Annotated in this window: 5 protein-coding genes; 1 reads left to right on the plus strand and 4 read right to left on the minus strand. The window is 73.2% G+C overall.

Annotated features, from left to right (window positions below; translation table 11 throughout):
* Window positions 1–8: 8 nt before the first annotated feature.
* Window positions 9–833 (plus strand): DUF1684 domain-containing protein, encoded by an 825-nt coding sequence (locus OG410_RS01705; RefSeq protein ID WP_329297415.1) that lies wholly within the window; start codon window positions 9–11, stop codon window positions 831–833.
* A 42-nt stretch (window positions 834–875) separates the two neighbouring features.
* Here the strand turns inward: OG410_RS01705 and OG410_RS01710 are convergent, their stop codons facing one another.
* The 4 genes from OG410_RS01710 to OG410_RS01725 form a co-directional block, all read right to left on the minus strand.
* Window positions 876–1,655: an alpha/beta fold hydrolase gene (locus tag OG410_RS01710; protein WP_329297416.1), complete on the minus strand. Its 780-nt coding sequence runs from the start codon at window positions 1,653–1,655 to the stop codon at window positions 876–878.
* 64 nt (window positions 1,656–1,719) lie between these two features.
* Complete coding sequence (locus OG410_RS01715; RefSeq protein ID WP_329297417.1) at window positions 1,720–2,856, minus strand: alpha/beta hydrolase; 1,137 nt, start codon at window positions 2,854–2,856, stop codon at window positions 1,720–1,722.
* On the minus strand, window positions 2,853–5,579 hold the full coding sequence (locus OG410_RS01720; protein ID WP_329297418.1) for a thioester reductase domain-containing protein: 2,727 nt from the start codon (window positions 5,577–5,579) through the stop codon (window positions 2,853–2,855). The genes OG410_RS01715 and OG410_RS01720 overlap by 4 nt, the downstream gene beginning before the upstream one ends.
* Before the next feature lie 75 nt (window positions 5,580–5,654).
* On the minus strand, window positions 5,655–19,775 hold the full coding sequence (locus tag OG410_RS01725) for an SDR family NAD(P)-dependent oxidoreductase (RefSeq protein WP_329297419.1): 14,121 nt from the start codon (window positions 19,773–19,775) through the stop codon (window positions 5,655–5,657).
* Window positions 19,776–20,056: the final 281 nt, after the last annotated feature.

The following is a 20,056-nucleotide window of genomic DNA, read 5'->3' on the forward strand; positions in this document are numbered from 1 at the left end:
GAGCACTCATGACCACTGAGCTCACGACGACGGACCTCCAGGCCTTCACCGAGGACTGGCTGGGCTGGTACCGCGCCCAGGAGGAACGGCTCGCCGATCCGCACGGATTCCTCGCGATCACCGGCCTGCACTGGCTCGACGACCGCCCGCAGCGCTTCCCGGACGCCCCCGGCTCGTGGTGGACCGACGCCGACGGGGTCACCGTGGCCCTCGACGACGGCGAGGAACTGGTCGTGGAGGGAACGCCGGTGCACGGCGAGCACCGCTTCGGAGTACTGCCCGAACGCGGCGGCGTCAACGCGGTCTGGGGAGACGCCGTGATCGAGGTGGCCAGGCGCGGCGGGAACGACATCGTGCGTCCCCGGCACCCTGACGCGCCGCTGCGCACCGCCTTCACCGGAACGCCCGCCTACGCACCGGACCCGCGCTGGGCCGTGACCGGCCGCTACGTCGCCTTCGACGAGCCCCGGCCCACCACCGTGGGCGCCGCGGTCGAGGGCCTGGAGCACGTGTACGTCGCTCCGGGCCGCGTCGAGTTCGAGCTGGACGGCCGGTCCCTGTCCCTGACCGCGTTCCCCGGACACACCCCGGACGGGCTGACGGTGCTCTTCACCGACGCGACCTCAGGAGTCACGACCTACGCCGCGAACCGCTCCCTCAGCGTGAACGCGCCGGCCGCCGACGGAACCGTCGTCCTGGACTTCAACCGCGCGGCGAACCTGCCGTGCGCGTACACGGACCTGGCGACCTGCCCCCTGCCGCCGGCGGAGAACCGGCTGCCCGTGGCCGTCGAGGCCGGCCAGAAGATCCCCCGCGAGCGCGGAGGGTCCTGAGCACGCCGGGCCGGGAAATCGGCCCCCAGGACGGGAAGGACGTCAAGGCCGTTCGGTCACGAACCGGTCGAGCACGGCGGTGAGTTCCGCCGGCTTCTCCACGGGCAGTTCGTGGCCGGCGTCCACGATCCGCACCACGGCGTCCGGGTAGGCCTTCGCCATCCGGAGCATCTGCGAGACGGGCAGTTGGATGTCGTGGTAGCCGTGGACCAGGAGGGTGGGGGTGTGGATCTCACCGATCCGGTCGAGGACGTCGAAGGACCGCATGGCGCCGTAACACGTCATGACCACCTCCTGAGGCGTGCCCGCCGAGGCCCGGACGTACTCGCGGATCTTCTCGCGCGGGTAGCCGGGGGCGAAGGCCCGTTGGATGTTGGCGGCCACGAACAGCTTGAACGGCACCAGGGTCGAGACCGCCATCAGCAGGCCCCTCCCCCGGCTGTACGTCATCCTGCTGATCGAGTTCACCAGCACCAGCCGCTCGACCCGCTCGGGATGGTCCAGCGTCAGGGTCTGCGCGATCATCCCGCCCATCGAGTGGCCAACGAGTACGAACCGGTCGAGTTCCAGGTGGTCGAGTACGGCGAGTACGTCACCGGCCAGTTCCGCCACGGTCCGGCGCCCCGACCCCCCGCTCTCCCCGTGTCCGCGCAGGTCCAGTCGTACGACCCGGCGCTTCTGGGAGAAGTGGTCCAGCTGGTGGTCCCAACGGTGCCGGTCGGCCGTCCAGCCGTGGATGAACACCAGCGGCACGCCGTCGCCGTCGCGGGGGCCCTCGTCGTCGTACGTCAGCGCGGCGCCGTCGACTTCGAGCTGCGGCATGGGGCCTCCTGGAGTGCGGTCCGGTGGTTACTGGTCGGTACGGTATCCGGCGGAGGGGGCGCCGTCACCGGCGTTCGCCGAGGAATTCGAGGATGTGTCCGAAGACATCGAGTGCGGCGCCCCGGCCCAGGAACGTGTCGAGGTGTCCGTAGCCGGGGATCTCGGTGTACGACACGTCCAGCTCGGGCCGACGGTGGGCCAGCACCTCATGACAAAGCTTCTGCGAGTCCAGCCACAGTCCGTTCTCGCTTCCCGCGAGCAGCAACACCGGGGTGTCGATGCGGGCGGCCGCGTCGAGCGCGTTGGGCGGCAGGGCCCGGTAGCGGTGGTCGGTGTCGTGCCAGCGGACGACGCTGCGGGCCAGTTCGATCCGGCGCAGGTGCGGCAGGATCCACAGGGGCGCCGGCCCGAGGAGTTCGGCGAGCCGGTCGTGGGTGGTGTCGGACAGGTTCTCGTGCACGAACAGCGAAGCTCCCGAACCCCAGGCCGAGTTGTGGAGGATCTGGCAGGTCGGGTCCGGGCACACCGCCCCACGGGAGGCCAGCGCGAACAGCGGTGTGTACCTCGACCGGAGACCGACCTTGCGGAAGTCGACCGGGATGTGGTCGATCCGGTTCTTCAGCAGTTCACCCGCCACCGTCATCCGCAGCGAGGTGCGTCCCGCGAGCTTCGGCGTCAGGAACACGCCCTGCGAGACGACGCCCGCGAGCCCGGGCACCAGCCCCGCCGTCATGCTCAGGGACAGGGCGAGGGAGCCGATGCAGTGCGCGACCACGAACAGCGGCCGGTCGCCGATGCGTTCGCGGATGCGTGCGACGGCGTCGGGGATGTCGTGGAGAGCGACATCGTCGTAGGTGTACCTCTGACCGGTCTCGTTGTAGGGAAGCCGGCGACTGCCCCGCCAGTCGAGCAGCCAGGGCTCGTAGCCGTCGTCGAGCAGGACGTCGACCAGGTTGCGGGTCTCGGGGAGCAGGAACATGTCCGCGGATGCGGTGTGGCCGTGCAGGAGCAGCACGGCGGGCCGGTCCCGCTCTCCGCCGTCGATGCGGGTCAGGCCCAGGCGTACGCCGTCCCCGGCGTGGAACGGGATCTCCTCGACGCGCGCCGGGTCGAGGCGGTGGCGCAGCGGCCGCAGGACCGTGCCCGTTCTGACCTTGCGGATCGTGGGCCTGGTACGGAAGTTGGTGGATCTCAGGATCATCGGTGGTGCTCCGAGGGGGTCGGGGTGCGGCGCAGGTCGAGGAGGTCCGCGGCGGCGCGGGTGAAGGGGCCGAGCAGGCCGCGGCCCATCTCCGCGCCGAACCAGGCGAGCCAGGTCAGCTTGGCGGCGCGCTTCTCCCGGCCGGTCAGACGGGGGTCGACCTTGATGCCGTCGATCTGGTCGCGTACATAGCTGTCGGCGGGCACGACGAGTTCGCCGGTGAGGCTCGCCGGTTCGCCCTCGCGGCCGATCTCGACGCTCAGCGCGCGGGTCTGCCGCCATACGTCTCGGCGGGCTCGGGCGTACTTGTGGCCCTCCAGCCACCAACGGCCCCCGTCGGCGTCGCACAACGTCAGCCGGTAGCGCAGGAGTTGGTGGCGCATCCCGTGGCGCTGCGGGATGCCCTCCTCGGGGCGGATCCAGACGTCGCCGTGTTCCACGAGGAGCGGCGCGGGATGGGCGGCCGCGCACACCAACTCACCGCCGACGTCCACCCGGCGCTCCTGCACCAGTTGGTGCATGCTCGCGATGGAGAGGGTGAGCGCCATCGAGCAGGGGGTGTCGGCGCCGGCCTTGGCGCTGGCACTGGCACTGGCACTGGCGCCCACCGGGCCCACCGCGCCCTCGGTCGTCTCGGAGAACCACAGGTACGGCTGGTCGTCCTTGTCCGGCAGCCGGGCCAGTCCGTCCTGGGCGAGCCGCTCGAACGTCCTCAGCTGGGCCCGGGCGTCGTAGCGCGTCGCGGGGCGCAGTCCCAGCGCCTCGACGAGCGCGGCAGTGCGTTCACCGCCGGCCGCCGGACCCTTCAGGGTCGCCTCGCACAGTTTGAGCGCGGTGGGACTTCGCAACACCCTCGTGAGGAAGCCGAGTTCGGGAACGGGTTCGGCCTCCAGGCGGGCCAGGACGTCGGTGCGCCACTCGTCCCAGTCCTGTACGCGCACATGCATCCCGCCGAACGCCATGTCCCGTACGACGTCGTCGAGGGTGTTGGGTACGCCGGTGAGGTTGTAGTCGAATCCCCAGGCATCGGGTTCGCAGATGACGGCGGCCGCGACCCGGCTCACCCAATCGACCGGGGCCGCGTTCAGGCAGTGGAAGGCGGGAACGGTGCGGAAGCGTCCGAAGGCCGCGATGAGGCCGCTGCTGAGGTCCTGCGGGTTGTGGGCGCCCGTCCGGGTGTGGCCGCCGATGCCTCCCGGACGCATCGCGGTGACGATCAGGCCGTGGTCGCGGGCCCGCCGCAGGGCGACCTCCGCCGCCCATTTCGTCTGGTCGTAGCCGGCGACGAGACGGTCGGCGTGGGCGAGCGGGTCGTCCTCGCCCATGGAGGCGATGCCGACCTCGTTGAAGACCGCGATCGAGGAGATGTGGTGCAGCGGCTTGGGCGGGCCGGTCGCCGCCAGTTCGGCCAGGGTCAGCGCGCCGATGACATTGCTCTGCCGCAGCGACTGGTAGCCGCGCAGGAAGTCCACGGCCGCCGCCACGCCCACGATGCTGTCCAGCTCGTGGGCGAGTTCGTTCCAGCCGCTGTCGGGCAGGCCGAGGCGAGGACGCCTGATGTCGCCGGGGAGCACCGTCACCCGACGGCGGATCTCCGAGGACCAGGGCAGCCGGTGGCTCTTCAGCGCCTCGCCGAGACGAGCGGTGGCCTCTTCCTCGTCGGCCGCGCGAACGAGGCAGTGGACGTGCGCGTCACTGTGCCTGAGCAGATCGAGGAGCAGATGGCTGCCGAGGAAGCCGGTGGCGCCGGTGAGCAGGATCCGGCGGGGAGGCAGGGGCTCGGGCGAGCCGGTCCAGGGCAGGCGGTCGGCCAGGGAGAGGTCGGCCAGGATCTGGTCGAGGTCCTCGGGACGGGCGGTGGCGCACGGGGTGCCGGCGCCGCTCGTCCGTGCCGTGGCCGTCGCCCCGGACGGAACGCGGGGAGACGGGATGGCCGGGGTGTCCGTAGAGGGAGCCGGCCTGGATCCCGGGGCGGAAGCGGGGCTGATTCCCGGGACAGGGACAAGACGCGAGGGCGGTGCCGGGACCGGGAGGGGAAGGGTGTCCGGGGCCCCTGTGGCGCGAGTCGTATCGGTCGCCGGGGCCGGGGTCCGTGCGGCCGGCGGGGCTGCCGGCACACCCGGGGCCGAGAGGGCGGCCGTGGTCCCCGCGGTCGCCAGCCAGCGCACGGCGAGGCTGCGCGGCCGGGCGTCGGCGAACACCTCGTCGAGGTCGATCTCCATGCCCAGCTCGTCCTCCAGCGCCGCGACGAGTTCCACGGCGCCGACCGAGGTACCCCCGGCGTCGAAGAAGTCCGTGTCGGGCGACAGATGCCCTCCGGGTACGAAGCGCCCGGCCGCCGCGGCGACGACGGCGGCCAGGCCGTGCGCGTCGGGGGCGGCAGGGGCTGGCTGGGCGTCGACAACAGGATCCGTCCCGGCACCGGTGTCGTCACCGGCCCCCGCACCGAACGGCGCGGTGGGCGCTTTCGCGTACGGATCCACGGCGGCCCCGGACCGCCCGGCAACCCCACCGGCGTCCGCGTCCTCGTCCCCTGGGGCACCGGACGCGGAGGTGTCCGCCCCGGTGCGCGCGCCCGGCTCCGTGCGGGTTCCTGTCGCCGTGGGTGCGGCGGCCTGTCCGATCCTGGCCAGCAGGGCCTCCACGCTCGGCCCGCCGTCACCCCGCTCGATCGCCTCACCGGTCGCCCGCTGTCCGGCGTATGCCGACGCGTTCTCGTTCATGTCACTCATGAGAGCCCTTCGCCCTGTGCACTGTTCATTTCCGCACCGCTCCCGCGGGCCAGGCCGCCGGCCCGCTCACCGGCGTCGCCAGGAGCGGAAGGTCCGCAGTTGTTCCGGAGTGACCACGGTCTCCAGACGTTCGTCGTCCTGGTCGCCGCCACCGAGCGCCGACAGCAGGCGCCGGGCCGGTACGTTGCGGTCGGTGCGCTCCGCCGTCAGCCGGACCTTCACGCAGCCCAGTCGGTCGGCTCGGTCCGCCAGCCACCGCAACAGCCGTTCCTCGACGCCCCGGCCGAGCGCGCGGCAGCTCAGCTGCCATGCGAGGACGTCGAGTTGATCGCCGTCCACGCGCAGTGCGAGCAGACCGATCTGGCCGTAGTCGCCGAAGCGGTCCCGCGCCGCGGCCGTCCAGACCTCGCCCTGTTCGCGCCACCGCGCCAGATCGCCACCGTCGGCGGACCGGGGGCGCAGGGTGAACTGATTCGTGCGGCGGACGAGTTGTTCGGCCCGCTCGACGTCGGCTCCGGACAGGGCCCGGATGTCGACCTCCAGCTCCAACCGGGCGAGGAACTCCTCGAATCCGGCCTGCTCGCGCACCGCGTCCCGCTCCCGCTCCTGCGCGTAGAACCCCGCCCGCATTCCGTCCTCGGCCGTCGCCGCCGCCGGGACGAGCGGCCACAAGCGGCCCAGGAAATCGTCCAGTTCGGCCGTCGGAGGGCAGGTCACCGACAGCACCTCCGGCAGCGCCGACCGCATCTTCTCGATCTCGACGGGGTTGTCGTCGAGGAAGAGGAAGCTGTCCAGACCCAGGTTGAGGGTGCGCGCCGCCTCCGTGAGCCGGCCCGGCTTCGGACCCCAGCCGGCGGACAGCACGCTGAAGTGCTCCGCCTTGAGCCTGCTGTCCGGACGGTCCAGGACGGCCCGTACGGTGTCCTCGTCGTTGTTGCTGACCAGCGCGAGCAGCGCGCCTGCGGCACGCCATCGCAGCAGTGTCCCCGCCAGCCGGGCGCGCGGTCCGCTCACGTCCACCGCCTCGGGGCCGAGCTCCCCGGCGACCCCGCCCCACAGGGTCTCGTCGCCGTCCACCGCGATCACCTTCGGCGCGGGGCGCAGGACCGCTCGTACCACCTGGGCCAGCCGCAGGGCCACCGCCGCCTGGAACCGCGGGGTGAAGGGGAGATGGGCCAGCCGCTCCGTCCGCTCGTCGAAGCGCTCCGTGGCGGCGTGGTGGCGGGTCCACTCGTCCGGGCCCAGCACCGCGATGCCCGGCTCATCGGTCAGCTCGGCGACGAGGTCGCTCTCCCATCGCTCGAAGCGTTCGTCCTGCCGCGCCGAGGGAAGGACGCCCACGATCAGAGGTCTGCGGGTCCGCTCGGACAGGGCCCGCAGCGCGGCCGGGTACGCGGCGCGCAGTTCGGTCAGCGCCTCGTCGGTGACCGGGCCGAAACGTTCCAGGTCCGCCGCCCGTAGCAGCACCACGCCCACCGCTGTCGTGGGATCGGTGAAGACGCCCGAGGGATCGCGCAATGCGGCGAGCACCTGGTGGTACGGGGCTTCCGCCACCGTCGGCCCCGCGTCCCCCGTTCGCTCCCCCTCCTGTGTCCCTTCACGTGTTCCATCCCGGGTGCCCTCCTCGATCGCCGCCTCGCACAGCAGCGGCAGATTGCCGAGCGCGAAGGTGGCGGCGAGCGCGAGCGAGCGGCGAGGGTGGGCAACAACACTCCGAGTGACCGGAGTTGACGTCACGACCGTGGCTGCCGTCGCACCCGTCGCACGGACCGCCGCTGTCGGGTCGTCGGCCGTCGCCGCGAGCAGCCGCAGAAACGTCTCCGCCAAGTCGGTGGAGGTCGCCGCGTCCAGGATGTCGAGATTGTGATCCAGTCGCACGCGGCCGGCGTCCGGGGTCATGGTGACCATCAGATCGAGGTCCGAGTATCCCGTTCCGGCCGGGAGCACCTCCAGCCGGCCGAAGCGGGCCGCCGAGGAGCGTACGAAGTTGAAGTACACCTCCACCAGCGGGGCGTTCGCCCGGTGCAGTCCCTGCCCTGCCAGTGTGGACAGCACGTCCGAGAACATGGCGCCCTTGGCGAGGACCCGGTTCAGGCGCGTGTCCGTCCGGCGCAGTACGTCCTCGATCCGCTCCCCCGCCGCCGCTTGTGCCGGGAACGGCACCGGTACGCCGAAGAACCCCACCGCGTCGTACGCGTCGGCGTGGATGCGGGTGTCGACGGGCACGGCGAGCACGAAGCGCTCCCGCTCACGCATCCTGGCCAGCAGGACGGTCAGGGTGCCGAGGCAGAAGGCCGCCGGTGTGACGGCCAGCCTGCTCGCGGTCGCCGACACCCGCTCCATCAGCCCGTCGGGTATCGCCACGGTCACGCTCCCGGCCCGGTACGAACGCGTCGCCGGGCGCGGCCGGGCAAGCGTCAGGTCGAGACGCTCACTGCCGTGGAAGGCCTCGCGCCATTCGGTACCGGTGCCGGTACCGGTACCGCCGGAGGCATCGCCGGTCCGCTGTGCCTCGATGAGCAGGTCGATGTCACGGTTGGTAATGGCGTCGCCGAGCGAGGTACCGGACAGTTCGGCGTCGATCTCCCCCGCGACGAGCAGCAGCGACTGGAGATCGCTCACCGCGTGGTGCGCTCCGAACACCAGCACCTGGCCACGAGCACCGGCGTCGAGCAGCTCGAACCGCCACAGGGGCGCCCTCGCCAGGTCGAACGGCGGCTCCAGCAGCCGGGACAACCGGTCGTCGGCGTCCGGTTCGGCATCGGCGGGCAGCTCCGTCCAGCGCAGGAGCGGCTCGGTCGACTCCCGCACCACACACAGCTGTCGGCCCCGTCCGCCGCTTCCGGCGATCGCCGTGCGCAGGGCAGCGTGCCGTCCGGCGAGCCGGGTGACGATGTCGGTGAGTGCCTCGCGGGTGGTCGGCGTCGTGAGCCGGACGGCCAGGCCGACGGAGTGCGCCGCGTCCGGCATGCCCGGCTGGGCGCTGCGCAGCAGCCGTACGACGTCGCGGGTCGCGGGCCGCAGCTCGCTCTCGGGCACCTCGGAGGTGACGTCGGGCTGTGGCTCCTCGCTCCGTGGCCCGGTGGCGCGTTCGGGCAGCACCTCGCCCAGGGCCCGTGCGAGGCTGCGGATGTCGGACGCCGAGAAGACGGCGGCGGCCGGGAGTTCGGCGCCGAGCTCGCGGGTGAAGGCGTTGCGCAGCCGGACCAGCATGAGCGAGTCCAGGCCCAGTTCCTTGAGGGCCGTCGTCGCGGACAACTCCACGGCACCACCGGAGACCTGGCTCACCTTGGCCCGTACATACGCTTCGAGCCGTGCGGCCCGGTCCTGGTCCGTCGTCGCCGCGAACACCCGGGCGACGAGGTCGTCCGTGCCCGCGGGGTCAGCTGCGACGGTGATCAGGTCGGCGAGGATCGGGCGGGTGCGCGCCGCTTCCTGGTCGAGCTCCAGTGCCTCCGGGTCCAGGGCGAGGGGGGCGAGCTGGCGGCGGGAGGTGGCGAGCACCCGCTCGAACAGGTCGCCGCCCTCCCCCGGGGTGAAGGCGACGAGACCCGAACGGCTGGTCTCGGCCGCCCGGGTGCCGGAACCGGCGACCATGCCGACCTCCGCCCAGGCGCCCCAGTCCAGGCTCAGCGCCCGGCGGTCGGTGCGGGAGAGGTGGTGTGCCCAGGCGTCGAGGAACGCGTTCGCCGCCGCGTACGGGCTCTGACCGGGCGAGCCGAGGACACCTGCCGCGGAGGCGAAGAGGACGAACCTCGCGGCCTCCGGGGCCAGTTCGGTGAGCAGGGCCGTGCCCAGGACCTTGGGAGCGAGCACGCGCAGGACCCGTTCCTCGGTCAGGTTCGCCAGCGTGGCGTCGTCGAGGACACCTGCCGCGTGGACGACCGTGGCGATCGGTCCGGCCTCACGTCGTACGGCGTCCAGGGCTGCCTTGAGCGCGGCACGGTCGGCGACGTCCGCGCGGGCGAGGTGGACGGTGACACCGCGTGCTTCGATCCCCTTGATCCAGCTCTCGGCCACCGTGCCGGGTCCGCCCCGGCTCAGCAGGGCCAGTCGGCGGGCACCCCGGCGGACCAGCCGCTCGGCGGCCACCCGGCCGAGGCCGCCCAGACCGCCCGTGATCAGGTGCACGCCGTCCGCGGTGATCCCGTCGTGTCCTCCGTCGTCCGGGCGGGTGCGGGCGAGGCGTGGCACGAATCGGCCCGATTCCCGTAGCGCGACGAGCCGTTCGTCGTCCGCGTGCCGGAGCTGCGTCCACAGGCCGTCGTCGTCGTGCGTGGCCGGCAGGTCGATCAGCGTGGTGAGCAGTTCCGGGTATTCCTGGGCCACGGAGAGTCCGAAGCCCCAGGCGAGAGCCTGCTGAGGGTGCGTCACCTGCGTGCTGTCTCCGGCCGCCTGGCTCCCCCGTACGACGACGAACAGGCGCGGCGAGCGGCCCCGGGGCCGGTCGGCGAGCGCGCGCACCAGGTGCAGGGTGCTCAAGCAGCAGCAGCGCGCGGCCTCTTCGGCGGTGGCGGTGTCCTCGACGGCCGGAGCGTCGAGGGCGAACAGCTGCACCACCCGCTCCGGCGGCCCGTCGGGGAAGGCCTCGTCGAGCAGGCGGGTCAACTGCCCTGGATCGGACGGATCGAGGACGTAGCGCCCGGGGCCCTGGGCGCCGAACGCCGCTCCCCTGCGCACGATCACATGGGGCACGGCGGCCGAGGCCAACCGTTCCGCGAGTGCGCCGGCCACCCCGGTCTCGTCGGCCAGGACGAGCCAGCCGCCGTCGACGGGCCGCTCCTGCGCGGGCGGGCGCGACTGCCAGCGGGTCTCGAACAGCGCGCCGTCCAGCGGCGAGAGCGCGGCGAGCTGGAACTCCGTCGCTTCCAGGACCAGTTGGCCCTGCTCGTCCCAGAGCCGCAGATCCAGGAGTGCGGTGTCGCCGTCCACGGTGCGCAGTCGGCAGGTCGCCCACGCGGGAGCGGAGCGCAGGCCGGTGAAGCGCAGCCGTCCGACACCGGCGGGCACGAAGGCCCGGCCCTCGGGCGCGCCGGCGGGCAGGGCCGCCGTGTGGAAGGCGGCGTCGAGGACCGCGGGGTGCAGCAGGTGACCGGCGGCGGGCCGCCGGGTGAGTCGGCCGACCGCGGTGGTCGTCGTGCGGTGGCCCTGTTCCAGGAGCCGGAAGGAGGGACCGTAGTCGATGCCCAGGGCCGTGAGCCCCGCGTAGACGGCGGGCAGGTCGGCCTCTTCCCCACACCGTTCGCGCAGCACGGCGAGCTCCTCGCCCGCGTCGGGCGCGGTGGGCGCGGGTTCGGCGGCGCCGTCGACGACCCGTCCGGTGACGTGCCGCTCCCAGGGCGCGTGCCGTTCCCCGGTGGCCGCCGAGGCGATGGTGAAGTCCCTCGAACCGTCCTCCCCGACGGGATGCAGGACCAGTTGCAGCCGTACGGCCTTGTGCGCGTCGAGGGCCAGCGGCCGTACGAATCTCACGTCGGCCAGTCGTACCTCGCCGCCGTCCCGGAGCACGGACGCGGCCTCCAGCGCCATGTCGAGGAAGGCGGCGCCGGGCATCCAGACCTCGCCGGTGACCCGGTGGTCGGTGAGGTAGGCGAAGCGGCTGTCGCGCGGGTCGATGTCGCTCTGGAAGATGTGCCGTCCGGGTGTGTCGCTGGCCTCGACATGGGTGCCGAGGAGCGGTGAACCTCCGGCCGTTCCGGTGGCCGGGGCAGGTGCGCGCCAGTGGCGTTCGCGGACGAAGGCGTACGTGGGCAGGTCGATCCGGCGGCCCTCCGGCAGCAGCACGGGCCAGTCGGGCGTGTGCCCGGCCTCGTACAACTCCCCGACCCGGCCCAGCAGAACGCCCCGTCCGTCACTCCCGCGGCTCAGCGAGCCGACCGCGACCGCGTCGATCCCCGCCTCGACCGCCACCGCCTCGACGGACGCGGTGAGCGAGGGGTGCGGGCTCAGCTCGACGAAGTAGCGGTAGCCGTCGTCCAGCATCCGCCGGATCGTGTCCGCGAACCGGACGGGGCGCCCGAGGTTCGCGTACCAGTGGTCGGCGTCCAGCCGGTCGCCGGGCACCGGTTCGGCGAGCACCGTCGAGTACAGCGGGGTCGCCGTGCGCGTGCTCCTGATGCCGGAGAGCCGGTCCAGCAGATCCGCGCGGACCGGTTCCATCAGGGGGGTGTGGGAGGCGAACGGCGTCGACAGCCGCCGTACCGGGACGCCCCGCGCTTCGAGATGCGCGCGCAGTTCGGCCAGCGCTTCGGTGTCGCCGGAGACGGCCGTGGAGTGCGGGCTGTTGACCGCCGCGACGAACAGCCGGCCGGGGTGGAGCGCGAGCAGCTTCTCGGTCTCCGTACGCGGCAGTTCCAGGGCCAGCATGCCGCCCCGTCCGACCAGCGGGGCGACCGCCCGGGCGCGCCCGGTGACTACCGACACGGCATCGTCCAGGGTGAGGGCGCCCGCGCTGTACGCGGCGGCGATCTCGCCCAGGCTGTGTCCGATCACGGCGTCCGGGCGGACCCCGAGCGCGCGCCAGGCGGCGGCCAGGGACGCGTTGACCGCGAACAGCACCGGTTGCAGGAACTCGGTGCGGTCGAACGGAGCGAACTCCTCCGGTGCCCGCAGCACGTCGAGCACCGACCAGCCGACCTGTCCGCGCACCGCCTCGTCGATACGGGCCAGCTCCTCGCGGAAGGCCTCCGACTCGGCCGCCAGCTCCACACCCATGCCGGACCACTGGCCGCCGTGCCCGGCGAAGACGAAGGCCACCTTGCCCGTCTCCTCCGCGCGAATCGGCGCCAGGGGCAGGTGTCCGGTCGCCAACGCGTCGAGCCGTGAGCGCAGTTCGTCCCGGTCGCCGGCCACGATCGCCGCCCGCTGTTCGAAGTGGCTGCGGTGTCGCGCCAGGGTGTGGGCGACGTCGGGCAGGGCGACGTCCTCGTCCAGGTGGCGGGCCAGGCGTGCGGCCTGCCCCCGCACGGCGGCCTCACCGCGCCCCGACAGCGCGAACAGCCGTGCACCCGGGGCGATTTCGTTCCGCGTCGGCACCTCGGCCCGCTCGGCCTCCTCCAGGATCAGGTGCGCGTTGGTTCCGCTGATCCCGAAGGCGCTCACACCGGCCCGCCGTACGCGTTCACCCGACGACGGCCAGGCGACCGTCTCCCGCAGCAGGTGCAACCCGCTGTCGTCCCAGTCGACATGGCGACTGGGCGTGCTCGCGTGCAGGGTGCGCGGCAGAGACCGGTGCCGCAGGGACTGCACGACCTTGATCAGACCGAGCACGCCCGAAGCCGCCTGCGCGTGACCGATGTTGGACTTGAGCGAGCCGAGATGCAGGGGCCTGCCCTGGGGGCGCGAGGTGCCGAAGACCTCCGCGAGGGCGTTCGCCTCGATCGGGTCGCCGAGGGTGGTGCCGGTCCCGTGCGCCTCGACGTAGTCGATGTCGGCGGGTTCCAGGCCGGACAGCTCCAGGGCCCGCCGGATCACCTGTTCCTGGGCCGGACCGTTGGGCGCGGACAGGCCCTGGCTGCGGCCGTCCTGGTTGACGGCCGTACCGCGCAGCACGGCGAGCACCTCGTCGCCGTCGCGCCGCGCGTCGCCGAGCCGCTTCAGTACGACCATGCCCGCGCCCTCGGCCCAGACGGCACCGTCGGCGTCGTCGGAGAAGGAGCGGCAGCGGCCGGTCGGGGACAGTCCCCGCAGCCGGCTGAACTCGACGAAGGTTCCCGGTGTCACCATCAGCGTCACCCCGCCGGCGAGCGCCAGATCGCACTCGCCCGACCGCAGTGCCTGTGCCGCCAGGTGCAGCGCCACCAGGGACGACGAGCAGGCGGTGTCCACCGTCAGCGCCGGTCCGTTCAGCCCCAGCGTGTACGCGAGCCGACCCGAGGCCACACTCGGCGCGGACCCCGTGCCGACGTAGCCGTCCAGCTCGTCGAGCCGGGAACCCGCCAGGTAGTCGCTGCCGAACATGCCCACGTACACACCGGTGTTGCTGCCGGCCAGCTCGGCCGGCACGATCCCGGCGCGCTCCAGTGCCTCCCAGGCCGTCTCCAGCAGCACCCGCTGCTGCGGGTCCATGCTCTCGGCCTCCTTCGGAGTGATCCCGAAGAAGCCGGCGTCGAAGGACTCCAGGTCGTCGAGGAAGCCGCCTTCCTTGGCGTACGACGTGCCCAGGGCCTCCGGGTCGGGGTCGTGCAGCGACTCCACGTCCCAGCGGTCCGCCGGGAACGGGCCCACCGCGTCGCGTCCCTCGGCGACGAGGCGCCAGAGTCCCTCGGGGTCGCTCACGCCGCCGGGCAGACGGCAGGCCATGGCCACCAGGGCCAGCGGCTCGTCCGCCGTCGCCGCCGGGGCGACGGGAGACCGGGGATCGAGCGTGCCGCGCCGGGTGGTCCGGTCCGTGGCGAGCGCGGTGGTCAGCAGGTGGGCGGAGAGCCGGGCCGCGGTGGGGTGGTCGAACAGCAGGGTGGCGGGGAGCCGGGCGCCGATCCGGGTGCCGATGCGGTTGCGGAGCTCCACCGCCGTCACCGAGTCCATGCCGAGCTCGCGCAGCGGCTGATCGGGACGCACGGACTCCGCCGAGGGCAGGCCGAGCGCCCGGGACGCCTCCTCACGGACGAGGGCCAGGACCCGTGCGGCGCGGTCGGCCTCGGGGAGCCGGGCCAGCCGGTCGGCCAGACCGACACGGCCGTCCTGACCGGTGCGGGGTGCGGGCAGCAGCGAGCGCCACAGGGCCGCCGTACCGTCGTCCGCGGCAGCGGTGGCCGCGCGCAGGCGGGGCAGGTCCAAGGACGCGGCGATCAGGTGCGGTGCGCCCCGGCGCAGGGCGAGTTCGACGAGTTCGCGGCCCTGGTCGGGGGGCAGGGCACGGTGGCCGAGCCGGGCCATCCGGTCCAGGTCGGCGTGTTCGGCGGCGAGACCCTCACCCGCCCAGGCGCCGAAGGAGACGGAGACCGCGGGCAGGCCCAGAGCCCGCCGGTGGTGGGCCAGTTGGTCGAGGAAGACGTTGGCCGCGGCATAGTTGCCCTGGCCCGGGCTGCCGAGCACGCCGGCCGCGGAGGAGATCAGCAGGAACAGGTCGAGCGGTGTGTCGGCGGTGAGCCGGTGCAGATGGGCGGCACCGTCCACCTTGGGGCGCAGCACCCGCGCGAGGCGTTCGGGCGTCAGCTCGGCGACCACCCCGTCGTCCAGGATTCCGGCGCAGTGCACGACTCCGCGCAGCGGCGACGCGTCGCCGGTCCGGGCGAGTACGCCGGCCAGGGCCGCCGCGTCCGCGACGTCGCACTCCGCGATCTCGACCTCGGTTCCGAGCGCGGTCAGTTCGGCGATGACCTCGGCGGCACGTGGATCCGAGGAGCCTTGACGTGAGGTCAGGAGCAGTCGGGGGACACCGCGTTCGGCCAGGAGCCGGGCGATGTGCCGGCCGACGGCACCGAGCCCCCCGGTGATCAGCACCGTGCCGTCGGTGGGCACGAGGGTTGTGCGGCCGACGAGGTCGAGGGCGACTGGGGTGTTCGACGCTTCGCCCCGCCGGAGCGCCTCGCGGGCGGCGGTGACGGGCGGGATCCGCAGGGGGGTGGCCGCGCGGGCACGGACCAGCCGCGGAACGAGCAAGGAACCTTCACGGAAGGCGAGTTCGGGCTCACCGGTATGCGCGAGGGCCGTCGGAAGGACGTCGGCGGGGTCGGCGCCGCCGAGGTCGAGCAGGGTCAGCCCGAGGTGCGGGTGTTCGGCCCGGGCGCTGCGGGCGAGTCCCCACAGTACCGACTGGGCCAGGCCGGGCACGGTGTCCTGGGCACCGGTCGCGACCGCGCCGCGGGTCACCCAGACGGTCCGGGCGGGCGGCGGGTCGTCCGTGAGCGCGATCAGGGCGTGCAGTTCAGCGAGCGCCGTCGCGGCCAACTCCTGTGCGGCAGCGGCCGGTTCGGCATCGAGAGCCGGACGCGACCAGAACCGTACGACGACGTCGGCGCCCGTGTCACGCACCTGGACGCCTGCCGCCGCCAGGCCCCGCAGGGCGGCCGCGACCTCCGGGTCGGAGCGGTCGCCGCGCAGGGCGCACACAGCCTGCGACGCTGCCACGGCCTGTTCGGTCACGGGCTGTTCGGGCACGGCCGTCCACGCCACTTCGTACAGGTGCCGGTCGTTCTCCGAAGCGCCGTTCAGGTCCGCCGGGTCGGCGGCCCGCAGCCGTACGTCCTCCAGCCGGCCCGCCGGGAGGCCGTCGGCGTCCCACAGGGTCACGTCGAGGGCGAGGTCCGTCGCCGAGCCGCCCGTACGCCGTACCAGCGCCGTGAGGTCGCTCGCGCCGCCGGGCGGCAGGACGCAGCGGCCCACCGCGACCGGCAGCAGCACCCGGCCGTCGGACGCGTCCAGTGCTGCGGCCGCCTGCAGTGCGGCGTCCAGCAGTGCCGGGTGGACGGGGTAGGGATCGGCCGAGCCACGGGCCACGGCCGGCAGCGACAGCCGGGCCAGCACTTCGCCGCCGGCGGCGGTCGTGACCGCCGACCGGACGCCTTGGAAGGAGGGGCCGTAGCCGAGACCCAACGCGGCCAGCCGTTCGTACGTCTGCGCGCCCCAGGCGGACTCGGCGGCCTCCGGCCACACCAGCGGCAGCGCCGCCGTCGCCGGGGCGGGGGCGGGGGCGGACGCCGACGCGGTGGCGTGCAGGGTCCAGCCCGGGGCCTCCGGGCCGCGCGGGCGGCTGTGCACGGTGACCTCGGGCGCGGATCCTGTGGTGACCACTTCGACCGACACCTCGACCGTGCCGGTCCCGGGCAGCACGAGGGGCGCGAGCAGGAGCAGATCGGTCACGTCGCCCGGGAGGTCCGGGCGGGCCACGGCGAGCGCGGCACGGCACAGTTCCATCATGGTCGTGCCCGACACCACGGTCCGCCCGAACACGGCGTGGTCGGCCAGCCAGTCGGCGGTGGCCGGGGACCATTCGTTGCGGAAGGTCCAGCGGGTCTCGTCCGCCGAGCGCAGCTGAACGCCCAGCAGAGGGTGAGCGGCGCGGTCGAAGAGGCCGGAGGCCACCGGCCCGGACTCGGCTTCGGGGTCGGTCCAGTACGACTGTGGATCCCAGGCGTATGTGGGCAGTTCGGCCGTCTCCCCGTCGGGAACGACGCGGCGCCAGTCGATCCGCCGTCCGTGGACGTGGAGTTCGGCGGCGGCCCGGTCCAGGCAGGCGGGTCCGTCCTCGTCGCGGCGCAGCGATCCGACGGCGACCAGGTCGTCGTGGCCTTGGTCCTCGGCGACCGTGCGCACGGCGGTGACGAGGGAGGGGTGGGGGCTGAGTTCGACGAAGTGGCGGTATCCGTCGGCCACCATGCGCTCCACGGCGGACGCAAAGCGCACGGGCTCACGCAGGTTCGTGTACCAGTAGTCGGCCTCCAGCTCCTGGGTGACCGGCTCGCCGGTGACCGTGGAGTACCAGGCGACGGTGGTCGGGGAAGCGGTGACGCCGTCGAGTTCGTCGAGGATCGTCGCGCGCAATGGCTCGACCCGGGCGCTGTGGGAGGCGTAGTCGACGTCGAGGCGGCGGACGAACACCTGCTCCCGGTCGAGGTCGGCGAGCAGGGCGTCGAGGGGCTCCACGTCACCGGCGATCACCGTCGAGCGGCCGCTGTTCACGGCGGCGACGGACACCCGGCCACCGAGGCCGTCGAGGCGCGCCTCGACCTCGCTGTGCGGCAGGGCGACGACGGCCATGGTCCCGGTGCCGGACAGCTCGGTCAGGGCCTGGCTGCGCAGGGCGACCACCGCCGCGGCGTCGTTGAGGCTCAGCGCCCCGGCGACGCAGGCCGCGGCGACCTCGCCCTGACTGTGTCCGACCACCGCGTCCGGCCGGACGCCACGGGCCCGCCACACCGCGGCCAGGGAGACCATCACCGCGAAGAGGACCGGCTGGACGACGTCGACCCGTTCCAGGGAAGGGCTGCCCTCGTCGCCACGCAGGACGGCGGCCACCGACCAGACGGTGAACGGGCGCAGCGCGGCGTCGCAGCGGTCGAGTTCGTCGGCGAACACCGGTGAACGGTCCAGGAGTTCGCGGGCCATGCCGGACCACTGGGCGCCCTGTCCGGGGAAGACGAATGCCAACTTGCCCGATGGGAGGGTCTGTTGCGGGCCCACGACCAGATCGGGGTCAGGCTCACCCTCAGCGAGGCCACGCAGGGCGGTGAACAGTTCGTCGTGGTCGCCCGCCCTGAGGACGGCGCGGTGCTCGAAGTGTGTGCGGTGGTGAGTCAGTGTTCCGGCCACGTCGGGCAGTTCCGGCCGCGGTTGCGCGGCGAGCACGTCGAGCAGGCGGGCCGCCTGACCACGGAGGGCCGAGGGGGTGCGGGCGGACAGCGGGAAGAGCGTCGGTTGCCCGGTACGGGGGTGCCGGGCGGGCGTCGGAGGGGCGGTCGGCCTTGGCGTCGCGGCCTGTGTCGGAGTGGCGGCCGAAGTCGGTATCGCATCCTGCGTCGGTGTCGCGGCCGACATCGGTACCGCATCCTGCCTCGGTGCCTCGGCCGACATCCGTGCCGCATCCTGCGTCGGTGCCGCCGTCGGTCGTGTCAGGTCCTGCGGTGACTCCTCCAGCACCACATGCGCGTTGGTGCCGCTGATCCCGAACGCGCTCACCCCGGCCCGCCGCACCCGGTCGGCCCGGCGCGGCCACGGCTCGGCGCCGCTCTGCACGCGCAGGCCGCCGTCCGCCCAGGCGACGTACTCGGTAGGAGTCTCGGCGTACAGGGACGCGGGGAGGTGTTCATGGCCGAGGGACAGAACCGTCTTGATGACGCCGCCGATGCCCGCCGCGGCCTGTGTGTGACCGATGTTGGACTTCAGGGAGCCGACGCCCAGCGGCCGGTCCGCCGGGCGGCCAGGTCCGAAGACCGACGCGAGTGCGCGACCCTCGATGGGGTCACCGAGCGGCGTACCCGTGCCGTGGGCCTCGACGTAGTCGAGGTCGTCGGGCAGCAGCCCGGCGTCGTCCAGGGCGGCACGCAGCACCCGTTCCTGCGCCGGACCGTTCGGCGCGCTCAGGCCCTGGCTGCGGCCGTCCTGGTTGATCGCCGACCCCTTGACGACAGCGAGGACCCGGTCGCCGTCCCGGCGCGCGTCCGCGAGCCGCTTGAGAAGCACCAGACCACAGCCCTCGGCCCACACCACCCCGTCCGCGTCAGTGGAGAACGGGCTGCACCGACCGGACGGCGACAGCCCGCGCAGCCTGCTGAACTCGACATGCCCGCGCGGTGTCACGAGGAGCGTCGCGCCACCGGCCAGCGCGAGGTCGCACTCTCCGCCGGCCAGTGCCCGCGCCGCCAGGTGCAGGGACACGAGCGAGGAGGAACAGGCGGTGTCGACCGTGACGGCAGGCCCCTGGAGTCCCAGGGTGTAGGCGATGCGCCCCGACGCCACGCTCGACGCCGAGCCCGTGCCGACGTGCCCGTCGAGCCGGTCCAGCGGGGCCGAGGCGAGGTATCCGCTGTCGTACAGGCCGACATAGACACCCGTCCGAGTGCCGTTCAGCGTCTCCGGGACGATCCCGGCGCGCTCGATCGCCTCCCAGCCGGTCTGGAGCAGCAGCCGTTGCTGCGGGTCCATGGCCGCGGCCTCGCGCGGCGAGATCCCGAAGAAGGCCGCGTCGAAACGGTCGATGCCGGTCAGGAAGCCGCCGTGCAGGGAGTACGCCTTGCCTGCGGCGTCCGGGTCGGGGTCGTAGAGCCCGTGGGTCTCCCAGCGGCCCGCGGGCACCTCGCCGACGGCATCCTCGCCCGCGGCCAGCAGCCGCCAGAGCGATTCCGGATCGTCTGCGCCACCGGGGAACCGGCAGGCCATGGAGATGATCGCGATGTCGTCGCCCCTGTGCACGAACGGGTCGGCAGGCGTCGAGGCGGGGGCCAGGGCCAGATCGGGCGTACCCAGGGGCTGTTCGTCGAAGACGGCCGCGGCGATCCCCGCGATGGTGGGGTGGTCGAAGACCACGGACGGTTCGAGGGGCCGCCCGGTCCACTCGGACAGGCCCGCGACGAGTGTCACCAACTGCACTGATCCCAGTCCGAATTCGGCGATCGGGCGCTCCGGCGCGACGGCCGACGGGGCAAGCCCGGCAACTTCCGCGACGGCGGACGTCAACCAGGCCCGCACCCCCTCGGAGGTCGTCGGGGACATCTCGGTGTACAGCTTCGGGGACTCGTTCGCAGGCATCTGGGCTGGTGTCCTCGTGAACTTGGGCGCAGGTGGATTCCGTACGGCCGACGCGAGGGTGCGCACGGCGGCGTACGACTGCTGCCGCCGTGCGCACAGTGCATGGCAGACGGCAGACGGCAGACGGCAGACGGCAGACGATGGAGGGTGAAGGGTGGAGGGTGGAGGGTGGATTCGGGTGAGGAGCAGCGGATACCGGCGGTTGTACGAGTGCTGCATGACTGCCATGGCGCTGGCGCTGACACTGACGCTGACGCACGACCGTCACAGCACCATGCGCG

Source organism: Streptomyces sp. NBC_00659 (assembly GCF_036226925.1).
Taxonomy (GTDB): Bacteria; Actinomycetota; Actinomycetes; order Streptomycetales; family Streptomycetaceae; genus Streptomyces.